Source organism: Neomoorella carbonis, assembly GCF_045278715.1.
Lineage (GTDB): Bacteria > Bacillota > DSM-521 > Neomoorellales > Neomoorellaceae > Neomoorella > Neomoorella carbonis.
Genome location: NZ_CP136420.1, coordinates 2,310,228 through 2,325,494, shown reverse-complemented (window position 1 = coordinate 2,325,494; position 15,267 = coordinate 2,310,228). Strand labels below are relative to the sequence as shown.

At 56.1% G+C, this 15,267-nt stretch carries 11 protein-coding genes; 9 read left to right on the top strand and 2 right to left on the bottom strand.

The genetic code is table 11. The features are described 5' to 3' along the window. Positions 1-258 precede the first annotated feature (258 nt). The 7 genes from MCACP_RS11840 to MCACP_RS11810 all read left to right on the top strand — a co-directional run bounded on the left by MCACP_RS11840 (position 259) and on the right by MCACP_RS11810 (position 8,911). On the top strand, positions 259-888 hold the full coding sequence (locus MCACP_RS11840; protein ID WP_406676945.1) for a corrinoid protein: 630 nt from the start codon (positions 259-261) through the stop codon (positions 886-888). A gap of 12 nt (positions 889-900) precedes the next feature. Beyond that, the gene (locus MCACP_RS11835) at positions 901-1,698 is read left to right on the top strand and encodes a methyltetrahydrofolate cobalamin methyltransferase (protein ID WP_406676944.1); all 798 of its coding nucleotides are present in this window, start codon (positions 901-903) and stop codon (positions 1,696-1,698) included. A gap of 68 nt (positions 1,699-1,766) precedes the next feature. Continuing rightward, complete coding sequence (locus MCACP_RS11830; protein ID WP_406676943.1) at positions 1,767-3,587, top strand: histidine kinase; 1,821 nt, start codon at positions 1,767-1,769, stop codon at positions 3,585-3,587. A 32-nt stretch (positions 3,588-3,619) separates the two neighbouring features. After that, positions 3,620-5,266, top strand: coding sequence for a response regulator (locus MCACP_RS11825; RefSeq protein ID WP_406676942.1), 1,647 nt, complete (start codon positions 3,620-3,622; stop codon positions 5,264-5,266). After that, complete coding sequence (locus tag MCACP_RS11820) at positions 5,238-7,085, top strand: ASKHA domain-containing protein (RefSeq protein ID WP_406676941.1); 1,848 nt, start codon at positions 5,238-5,240, stop codon at positions 7,083-7,085. Before MCACP_RS11825 ends, MCACP_RS11820 begins: the two co-directional genes overlap by 29 nt. Positions 7,086-7,104: 19 nt before the next feature. Then, positions 7,105-8,127, top strand: coding sequence for a uroporphyrinogen decarboxylase family protein (locus MCACP_RS11815; RefSeq protein WP_406676940.1), 1,023 nt, complete (start codon positions 7,105-7,107; stop codon positions 8,125-8,127). 94 nt (positions 8,128-8,221) lie between these two features. Then, the gene (locus MCACP_RS11810; protein WP_406676939.1) at positions 8,222-8,911 is read left to right on the top strand and encodes a hypothetical protein; all 690 of its coding nucleotides are present in this window, start codon (positions 8,222-8,224) and stop codon (positions 8,909-8,911) included. Positions 8,912-8,930: 19 nt separating this feature from the next. Here MCACP_RS11810 and MCACP_RS11805 read toward each other — a convergent pair whose 3' ends face one another. Both MCACP_RS11805 and pabB read right to left on the bottom strand, forming a co-directional pair. After that, a complete protein-coding gene (locus MCACP_RS11805; RefSeq protein ID WP_406676938.1) occupies positions 8,931-9,770 on the bottom strand; it encodes an aminotransferase class IV in 840 nt (279 codons plus the stop codon). 140 nt (positions 9,771-9,910) lie between these two features. Then, positions 9,911-11,320, bottom strand: a complete 1,410-nt coding sequence (pabB, locus tag MCACP_RS11800) for an aminodeoxychorismate synthase component I (RefSeq protein WP_406676937.1) — start codon at positions 11,318-11,320, stop codon at positions 9,911-9,913. 425 nt (positions 11,321-11,745) lie between these two features. Between pabB and MCACP_RS11795 the strand changes: the two genes are divergently transcribed. Both MCACP_RS11795 and MCACP_RS11790 read left to right on the top strand, forming a co-directional pair. Next, positions 11,746-13,686 carry a sigma 54-interacting transcriptional regulator gene (locus MCACP_RS11795; protein WP_406676936.1) on the top strand — a complete coding sequence of 647 codons (1,941 nt, stop codon included), beginning with the start codon at positions 11,746-11,748 and terminating at the stop codon, positions 13,684-13,686. Between the two features lie 234 nt (positions 13,687-13,920). Next, positions 13,921-15,261, top strand: coding sequence for an MFS transporter (locus tag MCACP_RS11790; RefSeq protein WP_406676935.1), 1,341 nt, complete (start codon positions 13,921-13,923; stop codon positions 15,259-15,261). The last annotated feature ends 6 nt before the right edge of the window (positions 15,262-15,267 follow it).

The following is a 15,267-nucleotide window of genomic DNA, read 5'->3' as shown; positions in this document are numbered from 1 at the left end:
GTTTCCCGGTTTTTATTGTTAACTTGGCAGGCCAGATGAACGATTAGCACCAGAGACATCGAGACCTGTTCGACGTTGGGGCCGGATTGGTGGCAGGATATGGCGGCAGGCAAGGCAAGATATTACAACAATTCCAGAAAGAATCTCTCCCAGGGCAAGAAAACAAACTTTTGGCAAGAATTTAGCCTTGCAGCGCAAGTAATCTTAAAATAAACTTAAATATGAACCAACATGAATATTCTAAGGAGGCAAGGCAAAGTGGCAGTCCTGGAGGAAATCAAAGAAGCCCTGATGGCCGGCAACGCCAACAAGGTCAAGGAGCTGACCCAGAAGGCCCTGGATGAGGGCGTCGCTCCCACCACCATTATTAACGACGGCCTGATTGCAGCCATGAATATCATTGGCGTCAAGTTTAAGAACAATGAAGTTTACGTGCCTGAGGTCCTGGTGGCGGCCCGGGCCATGCATGCCGGTATGGATGTGGTCAAGCCCCTGCTTACCGGCGACGCCATGGAGGATAAAGGAACCCTCGTCATCGGTACGGTTAAGGGCGACCTCCACGATATCGGCAAGAACCTGGTCATTATGATGATGGAAGGTGCCGGCTTCAAGGTAGTTGACCTGGGTATCGACGTGCCGGTAGAGAAATTTGTCCAGGCGGTAGAAGAGCACAAGCCGCAGCTGGTCGGTATTTCGGCCCTGCTGACCTCCACCATGATGCAGATGAAGAAAACTGTCGAGGGCCTGGCGGCTTACCGCGATAAAATTAAGATTATGGTCGGCGGCGCTCCGGTAACCCAGAAATTTGCCGATGAAATCGGAGCCGACGGCTATGCTCCCGATGCTGCCTCAGCTGTAGATCTTGCCCGCCAGCTGCTGGCTTCGTAGGGAGGCCAAGGAATGCTGGTTGTTGGTGAGCTAATAAATTCTAGCCGTAAGGCTGTTGCCCAGGCCATTGCTAACCGCGATAAGGAATACATCCAGGATCTGGCCAGGAAGCAGGTTGAGGCCGGCGCCCACATTATTGACGTCAACTGCGGGACAAGCATCGGTGAAGAAGACAAAGTGATGACCTGGCTGGTCAATATCGTCCAGGAAGTCGTTGATGTGCCCTTATGTATCGATAGTCCCAGCGCCGAAGCACTGGCTGCCGGATTGGCGGCCCATAAAGGCCGGGCCATGATTAATTCTATCACTGCGGAGAAGCAGCGCTGGGAGGAAGTTTTGCCCCTGGTGCAGAAATATAAAGCCAAGGTCATTGCCCTCTGCATGGACGACGGCGGCATGCCGGAATCGGTGGCCGACCGCTTGCGGGTAGCCGGCAAGCTGGTACCAGGGCTTTTAGAGGCCGGGATACCGGAAGACGATATTTACCTGGATCCCCTGATCAAGCCCCTGGGGGTTAACAGCCAGTACGGCGTCGAAGCTCTTGACGCGGTGGCGGCATTAAAGGACAAGTATCCCAAAGTTCATATTATCTGCGGCCTGTCCAATGTTTCTTATGGCTTACCGGAGCGCCGGCTGTTAAACCGGGCCTTTATGGTCATGTGCCTCACGCGGGGGATGGATGCCTTTATCCTTGACCCCCTGGATATGCCCCTGATGGGTCTTTTGAAAGCGGCTACAGCCCTGGCTGGGCAGGATGAATATTGCCTGGAATATATTGCCGCCGCTCGCGCGGGGAAAATTAAAGCTTAAGCTGCGAGTAAATCCGACCGCAGGCAGGGAGGCTCCCTGCTGCGGTCGTTTTTATTAGGAGGAAAAATATGGCTTTTTCCCTGGAAAATTTAATCCAGGCTGTAATCAACGGCAACGCCGTCCAGGTACGGGAAGAAGTTAAAAAGGCCCTGGCCGCCGGGGTAGAACCGGCCCGGATTATTTCCGACGGCTTTGTTGCCGCTATGGATGTGGTGGGAGAAAGGTTTGAACGCAATGAGATTTACGTCACTGACCTGATTATTACCGCCCGGGCCATGCACACCGGTTTAAAGGAACTCAAGCCCTTCATGCTGGCCGGCCAGGTGCAGCCGGTGGGGCGGGCCATTATCGGTACCGTCCAGGGGGACATCCATGATATCGGCAAAAATTTATTGGGGATAATGCTTGAAGCCTCGGGTTTTGAAGTAATTGACCTGGGCGTCAATGTCGCCCCCAGTACCTTTGTCGAAGCGGTAATTAAATATCGTCCGGACGTCCTGTGCCTGTCAGCCCTCCTTTCTTCTACCCGTAAAGCCATGGGTGAAACCATTGAGGCCCTGCAAGAGGCCGGCTGGCGGGGCAAGGTTAAAGTGGTGGTGGGCGGTACGCCCCTCAATGAGACTATTGCTGCCAAAATGGGGGCCGATGGCTACGCGCCCGATGCTGCCACCGCCGTCCAGCTGATCAAGGATCTGATCGGCGCCGGCCAGAAACGCCAGGCGGTCCTGGCGCCGGCTACCCTGGATTTATTTTTTGGGAAAGGTTCCCTGGAAGACCTGCAGCGCGCCTTTACCCGCATGACCGGGCTGCACCTGGTCATGGTGGATGCCGCCGGCAATCCTTTGACCCCCCTGGGAGGATTCCTGGAATGCTCCCGCCATTGCCATTTACTCCAGGGCAGCCCGACCAAAGACGTGGATGTTACCACCCTGGCGGGTAATTTTAAAGAAGCTTTTATTTACCGCTGTCATGCCGGCCTGGTGGAAATATCCTATCCCCTGGCCAGTGAAGACGGTACGGTGGGAGCTGTCCTCTGCGGTCACTGCCTGTTGAAAGGTGATCCTGCTCCGGAGCAGTTGCAGGCGGCTGTACCGGTGCTGGGTATAAAGGATTTAGAAGCCGTCTGCGGACTCCTTTCCTTTGTGTCCGGGCAAATCATGCAGCTCAACGCTGTTTTGCTGGTCAATAAAGAACTGGAAGAGCAGCGCGCAAGTTTTATCCACTTCCTGAAAAGGCAGCACCAACTGGAGCAGGCTCTGAAGGATGCCGAACTTAAAGTCCTCCAGTCCCAGGTCAACCCCCATTTCCTGTTTAACTCTTTAAATACCATCGCCCGCCTGGCCCTCTTTGAGGGGGCGGCAACTACCGAAAAAATGGTGCGCGCCCTGGCCCGCCTGATGCGCTACAGCCTCTACCAGGTCAAAGAAACGGTGACCCTGGCTGAGGAGGTAGCTGCCGTGCGCGACTACCTCTTTATCCAGGAGACGCGTTTTCCGGACCGGGTCCGGAGTCAGGTGCTGATAGAGGAGGCTGTCCTGGATGCTCGGGTGCCCTGCATGGTCCTGCAGCCCCTGGTGGAAAACGCCGTCATTCACGGTCTGGAGCCCAAGGAGGGGGGCGGGAGGATTATCGTTTGCGGCCGACGGGTGGGGGATCAGGTGCATATAGAAATAAAGGACGACGGCATTGGCATCCCCCCTGAGGTCCAGAAGGCCATTTTTGATCTCCAGGTACGGGGTAGCGGCAAGGGCCAGGTCAGCGGACTGGGGATTGTCAATGTCTACCGCCGCTTGCAGCATCAATTTGGCAGCAACTGCGCCCTGGATGTTAACAGCACGCCGGGAAAAGGGACTTGCATTCAGCTTACTTTTCCCTATACTAAAGAGTAACGTAGTATTTATAAAGGAGGCTATATCCGGTTTTGTCCACGGAAATCAAGATCCTGCTTGTTGATGATGAACCTCTGGAACGGCAGGCTATGCGTTTTTTACTGGCCAGGGAACGGCCCCATTATCAGGTGGCCGCGGAAGCAGGTAACGGCATAGAGGCCGTACACCTGGCAGCAGTTTTAAGGCCGGATATTGTCTTCCTGGACATTAAGATGCCCGTCATGGACGGTCTTACTGCCGGGCGGGAGATCCGGGCCTTTCTTCCCGAGGCCAGGCTCATCTTTGTCACCGCCTATGGCGAATTTGACTATGCCAGGGAAGCCATTTCTTTAGGCGCTTCAAAATATTTGTTAAAACCTGTTGACGGGGAAGAGATGCTCGCTCTTCTGGACGAACTGGCAGGGGACATAGCGGCCGCCCGCCGGCACCAGCAGGAAACGGCCCGGCTCAAAGAAGCCCTGGAAAAAATGAAACCTCAAATCCGCCTGGGTTTTATTATGGATCTAATTAATGGGAATATAACGGCAGCTGAGGCCGAGAGCCGCGCCCTTTTCCTGGGGATCACTTCCCTGCCGCGGTTGGCCCTGCTGGTGGATATTGATAATTTTGCCAGCCTGGCCCGGGAAGGTTCGGAAATCGAACGGCAGCTTTTAAAGCAACGGGTCAGGGAAAGTATTGAAAAGGCAACGGCTTCTTGGCCGGGAGCCCTGGTAGCACCTGTTACCAGGGACGAATTTGCCGTTCTCCTGCCCTTCAGTCACCTGGAGAAGGAATGTGACCACCGCCGGGCCGCTATCCAGCTGGGCGAGGCCATCTGCCGCCAGGTACGCCGGGACACGGAAGTAACCGTGACGGTAGGTATTGGCCGCCCGGCTGAAGGAGTTACCGACCTGGCCCGCTCCTATGCCGAGGCGGCGGCGGCAGCCGAATTCCGCCTGCTTTATGGCGGCGACCAGGTTATCCATGCCGACGACGTCGCTACCAGATCCAGGGCCAGGCGCTCCCTGACGGTTCAGGAGGAACAGGAACTGACCCAGGCCATCCGCATGGGTGATCGTGAGCTGGCTTACCGCCAGGCCAGCAATATTTTAATGAAACTGCTCCTGGAACAGGAAAGACGCCCGGCCCTGTTAAAGATGAAACTTCTGGAACTAACGGCCCTGGCAGCCAATGCCGCCCTGGAAGGCGGAGCCGACCCGGAGGCTGTTTCAAATCACACCCTGGCCGCCAGCAGTGAATTTTTAAACCTGGATAACCTGGCGGCTATGCGGCAGCGCCTCCTGGAGCGCCTGATGGACCTGGTAGATCAGGTGGCAACCAGCCGGGAACAACGCAATTCTACCCTTATTGACCGGGCCAGCAAGTTTATCGAAGCCAACTTCAGCCAGGATCTCACCCTGGAAGAAGTGGCCCAGCAGGTATATTTAAGTCCATGCTATTTCAGCCGCCTCTTTAAGCAGATAAAAGGCCAGAACTTCATTGATTATCTCACCAGGGTACGCCTTAAAGTAGCCAAAGAATTGTTGTTAAACACCGACCTGCCGGTGGCGGCGATAGCTGAACGGGTCGGCTATCGCGATGCCCGTTATTTCGGCCAGGTATTTAAAAAGCAGGAAGGGTACACACCCAGCATGTTCCGCAAAATAGGGGGTGCTAAGTTTGAAGGAAGTACAGGTTGATTTCCAGCCGGTGGGCCGACGCGCGCAGGTGGCAACCGGCCAGACTATTTTAGCCGCGGCCCAGCAGCTGGGTCTGGCCCTGGGAGCCGGGGGTCTGACGGCACCCTGCGGCGGCAGGGGCCTGTGCGGCCGCTGCCGGGTGAGGATAGCCGCCGGCGACGCCGGGGAGCCGACCGCGACGGAAAGGCGTTTCTTGAAGCCGGAGCAGCTGGAACAGGGTTATCGCCTGGCCTGCCAGGCAGTTATCAAGGGACCGCTGAAAGTGGAAATCCCGCCGGAATCCATGCTCGGAGCTCAGAAACTTCAGGTGGAAGGGCTGGACGTTGCAGTAGTCCCGGAAGCGCCGGTTAAAAGGTATAACCTCCCTTTAACCAGGACGACCATTGAAAACCCCCTGCCCCTCTGGCAGCAGGTGGCCGGCGAGCTGGAGGTCACCTATGGCCTGGACCGCCCGGAAATAGATTTTAACCTGGCTTTGGTAACGGAACCCCTGGCGGCCGGCGGCACCACCGTGGTTACGGTACGCGGTAAAGAAGTGATCAACATTTATGCCGGCCGGCCGGCGCCGCCGCCCCTGGGCCTGGCTGTCGACCTGGGGACCACCAAGGTGGCCGGTTTTCTTATCAATCTGGAAACAGGGGCTACCCTGGCTGCCGACGGGATCATGAACCCCCAGATTGCCTACGGTGAAGATGTCATGGCCCGCCTGGGCTACGCCCTGGAGGGAGAAGAGAAATACCGGCGCATTCAAGAAGTGGCCATCGAGGGGTTGAACCGGCTGGCCGCCACCCTGGCCGGGAAGGCCGGCGTAACAACGACCGACATTGAAGAAGCCGTCATCGTCGGCAACACCGCCATGCACCACCTGCTGTTGCATCTGCCCGTAGAACAGCTCGCCCGGGCCCCCTACGTCCCGGCCCTGACCACACCGGTAGAGGTAAAGGCCCGGAGCCTGGGCTTAAACTTCAGCCCGGGAGCATATGTCTATCTCCAGCCCGTAATTGCCGGCTTTGTCGGCGGCGACCATGTGGCCATGATCCTGGGCAGCCGTATTGACGCAGCCCGCAAGGTAACCCTGGGCCTGGACATCGGCACCAATACGGAAATTGTTTTAAGTTACGGCGGTAAAATGCTTTCCTGCTCCTGCGCTTCGGGGCCGGCCTTTGAAGGCGCCCACATCGCTCAGGGGATGCGCGCCATTACCGGGGCCATCGCCGCCGTCCGGTTAAGTGACGACGGCCGGGAGGTCTACTGGGAGAGCATCGGCGGAGTACCACCCCTGGGCATCTGCGGCTCCGGCATCCTCGACGCCGTGGCCGAGCTTTACCGCACCGGCGTCCTCAACACCAGCGGCCGGCTGGATGTAAAGCATCCCCGGGTAAGGCGACCTGCCGGAGGCGGCCCGCTGGAATTCCTCCTGGTACCGGCGGAGGAAACCGGCATTGACAGCGACCTGGTGGTAACCCAGAAGGACATCGGCGAGATTCAGCTGGCCAAGGCGGCCATAGCCAGCGGCACCCTGCTCCTCCTGGAGGCAGCCGGCCTCACGGTGGATGACCTGGAAGAAGTCGTGGTCGCCGGGGCCTTTGGCACCCACCTGAAACTGGAGAGTGCCATTGCTATCGGCATGTTTCCCAAACTTCCTTTGAGCGCTTTCCGCCAGGTGGGCAATGCCGCCGGCACCGGGGCGCGGCTGGCCCTCCTTTCCATGGCCGAAAGGCGGCGGGGAGAAACAATAGCCCGCCAGGTGGACTATATCGAGCTCATGACCCGGCCCTCTTTCCAGGATGTGTTTATGAAGTCGCTTCTATTACCATAACTTCTGGAGGCGAAGGCCTGTGAACCATGTTGAACGGGTGCAGGTGGCCCTGGCCCGGGGACGACCCGACCGGGTGCCGGCAGGAGAATTTGAGCTGGAACCCGGGCTGGTGACAGTACTTTTGGGCCGGGAAGGACCGGCAGGTTTTGCCGCGGAGGTCGCTGCCCGGGAGTTTCTGGGGATGGATCTCCTGGCCGTTACCCCCCGGGCGCCGTTAAAGGAAGAGGGGAATGACTGCTTTCGGGATGCCTGGGGGCGGCGGCTGCGGCGGCAGAGGGGTTTGACTACCGTCCAGGCCCCGGCTATTCCCGCCATCAAGGAAGCAGCCAGTTACCGCCTGCCGGACGCGAACGCCTTTGACCTGCTTCTTTTAAGGCGCTGGCGGGAGGAAACGGATTTCTTCGTTTTCGCCTTTGTAGACGGACCTTTCCAGGGAACCGGTAAGCTTTTTGATTTTACGGATTTTCTCCTGGCGGTGGCCGCCAGGGAAGGTGCCATCACTGATCTGGCTGCGGCTGTTGTCGACTTTAACGTGGAGCTGGCCCGCCTCTGTGTCCAGGCCGGGGCTCACGCCTTGATTATCGGTGACGACATCGCCTATGAGCGGGGGACCTACATTCACCCCGACCTGTGGCGGGAAATCTTTTTGCCTCTTTTGCGCCGCCAGGTAGAGGCCATTAAAGCCATGGGCGTTGCGGTCCTTTACCACTCCGACGGTAACTTGAGGGTTATTTTACCCGACCTGGCAGCCTTACCCCTGGACGGCGTCCAGTGCCTGGAACCGGCCGCCGGCATGGACATTGGCGCCATTAAGAAGGAATACGGCGGGCGCCTGTGCTTGATGGGCAATTTCGACTTGAACCTCCTGGCTTCAGGTACGCCGGAAACCATTACGGCGGCAGTCCGGCAGCTCCTGCTAGCGGCGGCGCCCGGCGGAGGGTATATCTTTTCTACCTCCAGCGGTATTTTGAGTGCCGACCTGCCGCCCCAGAACGTCCTGGCCCTTTACCGGGCGGTAGCTGAATATGGTGTTTATATATAACCCTGCACATATTCTCTTGCCAACAATATCCAGGTATAACCCTTTCCGCCTGCCATATCAATTAAATAGGGATTCTGGCGGGAAGGTGGTCTTGTTGGCTGGTAAATTTTTGCGCTGGCAGGTTATTTTACCCGTGGTGCTCGTCCTGGCCCTAGCCGGTGGTTGGTCTTACGTCTATTACCTGCGGGAGATAAAGGTTGAACCCCAGGAACTTATCGTCCGGGCCCTGGATACTACCAACCAGGCAACCAGCTACCGTTTCCACGTCGAGGCCAGCCTGATTACCGGGGGAAATAAAATAGGCTTAAGCAGCCTGGACGGTGAGCGGGCCGGTGACGGCAGCCTGTATTTAAAGGGCCAGATGACCGGCCAGCCGGTGGAGATTTACCAGGTCAAAGATACCACTTATTTTCGCGACCCGACCTCCAAACGCTGGATGGTCACCCCTGGCAACAACCCCCTGGAGCAGGAAAAGTATATGGCTGAAATCAATCCCCTATCCATTTTAAAAATTACCCGGGTGGATGATTTGAAGTTTTTGGGCCGCCAGAAAAAGGTGCCGGGGAGGCCCTACCTCCTCACCTGCCGGCCGCAGGTCAACAACCAGTTCCTCAACAGCTACTGGCAGGATCTTTACTACCAGTTCTGGGTGGAACGGGGAAGCAACTACATCCGCAAAGTTTCCCTGGAAGCCGCCCACCGCCAGCGCCCCCAGGACAAACTGACCATGACCGTTGACTTCTACGATTTTAACAAGCGCATCAACATTAAACCGCCCCAGTAGGGCGGTTTTACTTTTAGCATTAATTCAAGGTCCTGTCTATAAATTTTTCTTCCCTGTACCTGGCCTGGAGCAATGCTGTCACCGGGCCTGGCCGGCCGTTGCCGACGGGCCGGCCGTCCACCCATGTCAGGGGAAGGATCTCCATCAAGCTGTTGGTGAGGAAGGCCTCCCCGGCAGCCAGGAGAGCCTCGGGCTTTAAGGGTTCTTCCTTCACCGCCAGGCCCAGGCCGGCGGCGAGCTTTAGCACCCGGGCCCGGGCCAGACCGGGCAGGGGGCCGCTGGCCAGGTCGGGAGTATAAAGGGTATCCTGCTGTATAAGAAAGAGGTTGCTGCGGCTGCCTTCGGCCAGGTTACCGTCAAGGTTCAAAAGCAGGGCCTCCCGGGCACCCTTCTTCCGGGCTTCGGCCAGGGCCAGGATGTTTTCCAGGTAGTTCATGGTCTTGAGGCCGGCCAGGGGAGAGTGCTGGTTGCGGCGAATGGTGACTATGGCAGCCCGGCAGCCTTTGCGGTAATCTTCCGGTGTATAGGGCAGGCCGTTCTCGGCCGTAAACATTAGGTTGTAGCCCTGGCCGCCCTGGAAAAAGTTCAGGCGGCCGCGGCCGGTGGTCACCTGGTTGGCGGCGATGGTAGCCTGGATAGCTGCTGGGAGGCCGGAGGTTTCGGGTACAGGCCAGCCCAGGCGCCGGGCACTGCTGATAAGACGTTGAAGGTGTTCGGCGAGAAAAAGGGCCCTGCCCTTTTCGATGCGGATTGTTTCGAATAACCCCGCCCCGTACAGAAAACCGGGATCGGCGGGGCTGATTGCCGTTCCTGCCAGGGGCTGGAGAGAGCCGTTAAAGTAGACGATTGCTGCAGGCATGGGTGTTTTCCTCCGAAAATAGCTCACCTGCCGGTGAGCTTTTTTCTACTTTCCAAGGTCCTCGCCGGAGCGGCCACAGGCTCAGGCCGTGGGACGGAAAGAACGGGGGCAGTTTCCTTCCGGGCGCCGTTTCCCCTCTTTCATAATCCCAGGGCCAGGATCAGTCCCCGGGCTTTGTCCAGGGTTTCCTGGTACTCCCGCTCTGGCTCCGAGTCGGCCGTGATGGCGCCGCCGACCTGGAAATAGGCCCGGCCGCCGGCCAGGAGAAAGGTGCGGATGACGATATTCCAGTCGGCTTCGCCGTCAAAACCCAGGTAGCCGATGGCGCCGGTATAGACGCTGCGCCTTACCGGCTCCAGTTCTTCGATGATTTCCATGGAACGTACTTTTGGTGCCCCGGTAATGGAACCTCCGGGAAAGGTGGCCCGCCACAGGTCAACCATATCCCTGCCGGGCTGCAGGGTGCCGGTGATGGTGCTTACCAGGTGGAAAACGGTGGCGTATTCTTCCAGGACAAAAAGCTCCGGCACCCGCACCGACCCTACCTGGCAGACCCGGCCCAGGTCGTTCCTTTCCAGGTCGATGATCATCACCAGTTCGGCCCGGTCCTTGGCACTGTTCCATAACTCCTGGCGTAAGGCGGCATCTTCGGCCGGGGTCCGGCCCCGGGGCCGGGTGCCTTTAATGGGCCGCGTTTCTACCTGGCCTTGACTGACCCGCAAAAACCTTTCCGGCGAGGCGCTGGCGATGGTGCCTTCTTTTAAGGGCAGGTAGGCGGCAAAGGGAGCCGGGTTGACCCGCCGCAAGCGCCGGTAAAGCTCCCAGGGTTCTACAGCAAGCTCTGTCTGCAGGCGCTGGGATAAGTTTACTTCAAAAATATCCCCGGCGGCAATATACTCCCTCGCCCGGGTGACGGCCCGGCAATAAGATTCGGGAGTAAAGAGGGAATTAACGGGTATTCTGGTGCCTTTGGCCCCTGCCGGGGGCGGCAGGGGTTTTACCTTTTGCAGGCGCGCAGTTATTTCCTTTATCCGGGCCAGGGCTTCTTTTACGGCAGCGGGACCGGTAGCCGGAAAACCGCTGGCAGCCACGTAGATCCTTTCCTCGTGATGATCGATGGCTACGATGGTACTATAGAAAGCCAGGTAACTTTCCGGGAAGGGCAGGTCGTCGGCAGCCTGTGACGGCAGCTTCTCGATGTAACGGCCCAGGTCATAGGACAGGTAGCCGACAATGCCACCGGTGAAAGGAATGGGATGTTCTCGCCTGGGGAGGGTGTAGGGGGCTATAAGGGAGCGGATGATTTCCCAGGGATTGCCGGTAAGGGTTTGCACCGGTTGACCGGGAGAGGAGAGCCGGGCCTGGTAGCCTCTGGTCTTGACTACCAGGAAGGGGTCGCTGCCTAAAAAGGAATAGCGGCCCCAGCGGGGGTGAAAAAGGGCGCTTTCCAGCAGAAAGCTGTTTTCCCGGCCGCCGGCGAGGGCGGCATAAAGGACCTCCGGGTCTGGAGGTGCTTTGACTTCGGTTACAATGGGTAATGGCGTAGTCATATCTATCCTGGCCTCCTCTATAAATAAAAAAACCAGCTCTAACCAAGCTGGTCCTCACCCCAAAAGCTCCGAGTCGTCTCATCTATCCTCAGCTAACCCGACTCTAACTGCTCAGCTCAACTCCTATTCAGTTGTCAGCTATCTTGGTTATAACATACATGCCATGGAAGGGCAAGGGGTAGAAGCGAAGGATTGAAGTCTGTTTTCCCCCTGACTATAATGTTTTCAGGTAAGATAAAGGCGTTTTACCGAGAAAGGGCAATGAAGCCCCTGGTTGCCAGTCGAGCATCCAGGGGCTTTTTCGTGCTTGAAAGCGATGGTTTTATAGTTTAGTGAAATTAGATTAGACAGGAAAAAAGAGATTTCCTGTCGAACTGATTAGCAGTAGCGACATAAGCAACTAAACACCCGGGAGGGCGACAGGTATGTCCCTGAAAGTGGTGGTGGTAAGCTGGGGTCAATTAACAAACGTTGTCCGTGAAGTGCAATCACAAGTGAGCAGAGAAGCCCAGATCGAGGTGGTGGAAGGTTTATTTGACCAGCAGACAACCCTGGAGATGGCCCGCCAGATTGAAGCCAGCGGTGAAGTAGATGTTTTTGTCAGCGGCGGCGGTAACGCCCGCATGCTGCGCGAAAATTTGACAACCCCTGTGGTGGCAGTGACGGTTTCCGGTTATGAAATGCTGAAAACAATCCTGCAAAGCCGTACCGGCGATGAGACGGTCTATTTTGTCCATTTTAGTGAAATAATTCATGAGCTCAATGACTTGAAGGAGGTTTTACCTTTCCCCGTATACCAGATAGCCTTGAAAACTGCTGCCGAAGGAGAAGCTTTTTTCAACGAACTCAGCCGGCAGAAACGTCAGGTAGTAATTGTTGGGGCCAGCCTGGCCTGGGATCTGGCCCAGCGTCACGACTTTAAGGCAGTCTATATTTACTCGCCCAAGGCCGTCCTTGAAGCTCTGGAAAGAGCAGTGGAACTGGCCAGGGTGCGGCGCCAGGAGATAGAGAAAACCCAGCGCATTCAGGCCATCCTTGATTTTACCTGCGACGGGATTATCGCCTGCGACCAGAGAGGGATAATAACCGCCTTCAACCCTGCCGCCGAGATGATCACCGGTATCAGCTCCCAGGGAGCCATCGGCCGGCCGGTTCAAGAAGTAGTCCCCTCTTTAAAGTTAGAAGAACTCATTACCAGTGAACAGGCTGCATTTAACCAGCTGGAAAAAATCAATGATAAGGAAGTCATGGTCAATAAAGTGCCGGTTATCGTTCGGGGCGAACCCAGGGGCGCGGTAGCCACCCTGCACGACATCGTAACGATACAGAAGGCGGAGTACCAGATCCGCCTCAAGGCCCGGCGGGAAGGGCTGGAGGCCAAGACTACCTTTGCAGATATAGTAGGTGAATCCCAGGCCATTAAGAAAACTATTGCCCAGGCCAGGCAATATGCCCGTTCCGAAGCCACGGTCCTCATCATGGGTGAGACCGGTACCGGCAAAGAGCTGTTTGCCCAGGCGATCCACAATGCCAGCCGGAGACAGGGACAGCCCTTTGTGGCCATTAACTGCGCCGCCGTACCTGAAAACCTCCTTGAAAGTGAACTTTTTGGTTATGAAGAAGGAGCCTTTACCGGGGCCAGGAAGAAAGGTAAGCCAGGGCTCTTTGAGCTGGCCCATGGAGGTACTATATTCCTGGATGAGATTGGTGACATCTCCCCGGCTATCCAGATTAAATTGCTACGGGTGCTTCAACAGAAGGAAATTATGCGGGTCGGCGGCCAGCATACCATACCCATTGATGTCCGCGTCATCGCCGCCACGAACCGCGACTTGCTGGCGGCAGTCCGGGAGGGGACTTTCCGGGCCGATTTGTATTACCGCTTGAACGTTTTACCTCTATATTTACCTCCTTTAAGGGAACGCAAAGAGGATATCCCGGTCCTGCTTAGGGACATGCTTTTTAAGGCCAACCGTGCCCTTGCCCGTTATGCTCCGGTAATTGCCCGGGAAATCTTGAACCATTTACCTGCCTACTCATGGCCCGGCAACGTGAGGGAACTGCAGAATATAGCGGAAAGGATTATGGCCCTGGCAAGCAATATCAGCGAAAACAATATTAAGGAATTGATAGATATGGTGATACAGGGAGGGGGTTATGAAGAACCGCTCAGGGTCAAGACTCTGAATTTCAGCTCCTCAGCGGGCGTACTGAAAAGTGATCTTAGAAAAGAAGTTGTTAATCTGGAAAAAGAGGTCATCCTGGAAACCCTCAGGCAGACCCGGGGTAATAAGACCCGCGCCGCAGAACTTTTAGGAATCAGCCGTTCTACCCTATGGCGGAAATTGAAAGATGGCAATTTTTAAGCGCTGCAAATTGTATCATTTTTAAAACGCATGTTCGATCAGTAAAACAATAATTAAACGTTTACAATTATCAGACCCAGGCATCTCCTCGATTTGTTTGTGGCATATTTTTTGCATGTATATGAAGTGTGAGGCGGTAAACTTTTTAAGCAAGGTGGTGGGTTGGTAAAGCAAAAATAACACTATAACCAAATTATTTAATCATCCATTTTTTGTTAAAAGGAGGTAAATCATTTGAGCGTTGCCGAACGTCTGGAACGGTTACCCCTGAGCGCCTTTCATTACAAGATGGTCTTAATTTGCGGTATTGGCTGGCTCTTTGACGCCATGGACGTAGGGCTGGTAGCTTTTGTCTTGCCGGCTGTAGGTAAAGAGTGGCACCTGACAGCCACCCAGATGGGAGCCCTGGGCAGTATCGGCCTTTTGGGTATGGCATTAGGGGCTGTTTTCGGCGGGAGCCTGAGCGACCTCTGGGGAAGGAAGAGAGTTTTTAACTTAACACTTATTTTCTACGGCATTGCTACTTTCCTGTGCGGTTTAGCCACTAATTATACAATGCTTATGATCCTGCGTTTTCTAGTTGGTTTAGGTTTAGGCGCTGAGGTACCGGTAGCCTTTACCCTGGCCAGCGAGTTTTCGCCTGCCCAGCACCGCGGGAGGATAGCGGTGCTACTAGAAAGCTTTTGGGCTTTCGGTTGGATTGCCGCTGCACTTATCGGTTACTTGGCCGTTCCCTACTGGGGCTGGCGCCTGGCCTTCTTTGTCGGATCCCTGCCGGCCCTTTACGCCGCCGTCCTGCGGCGGGCTTTACCCGAGTCCCCTCGCTATCTCGAGAAGATCGGCAAGGAAGATGAAGCACGGGAAATAGTAGAAAAAATCGAGAGGAGCTGCGGCGTTGACCCTGCCAAGGTAACGGTCAGCCCGGCGGCAGCTGCGGCCGAGACGGCTGTCAAAGCAAAATTTACCGATCTCTGGTCCTCCCGTTATGCCCGGCGTACCCTCTGTCTGTGGATCTTATGGTTTGGTATTAATTTTTCCTATTATGGCATTGTCACCTGGTTGCCTTCCTTAATGGTAGGAAAAGGCTTTGCCATTATCAAGAGCTTTGAGTATGTACTGATCATGACCCTGGGCCAGATACCGGGCTATTTCAGCGCCGCCTATCTGGTAGAGAAGATTGGACGTAAAGCCACCCTGGTATCCTACCTCATTTTAAGCGGTGTGGCGGCCTACATGTTCTCCTTGAGTACTACCACCAGCCAGATAATTTGGTGGGGATTGGCTGTCTACTTCTTTAACTTGGGCGCGTGGGGCGTCCTGTATGCCTATACGCCGGAAATGTACCCGACGGCTATCCGGGCTACCGGTTCCGGCTGGGCTTCCGCCTGCGGCCGCCTCGGCGCTATCCTGGCACCGGTTATTATCGGCCAGATGATTGTGGTCATGGGCCAGGCCGTTGCCTACCCGATGATTTTTATTCTCATCGCCGTCGTTTTTATAATCACCGCTCTGGGCATGCTGCTCCTGGGTATTGAAACGAAGGGCAAGACCCTGGAGGAACTGGCGACGATGTAAGGGTAA

Bases quoted from the DNA above. Each gene is read 5' to 3' on its own strand.
- pabB (WP_406676937.1), bottom strand. From the start codon at position 11,320: ATGACTACGCCATTACCCATTGTAACCGAAGTCAAAGCACCTCCAGAC.
- MCACP_RS11830 (WP_406676943.1), top strand. From the start codon at position 1,767: ATGGCTTTTTCCCTGGAAAATTTAATCCAGGCTGTAATCAACGGCAAC.
- MCACP_RS11805 (WP_406676938.1), bottom strand. From the start codon at position 9,770: ATGCCTGCAGCAATCGTCTACTTTAACGGCTCTCTCCAGCCCCTGGCA.
- MCACP_RS11795 (WP_406676936.1), top strand. From the start codon at position 11,746: ATGTCCCTGAAAGTGGTGGTGGTAAGCTGGGGTCAATTAACAAACGTT.
- MCACP_RS11835 (WP_406676944.1), top strand. From the start codon at position 901: ATGCTGGTTGTTGGTGAGCTAATAAATTCTAGCCGTAAGGCTGTTGCC.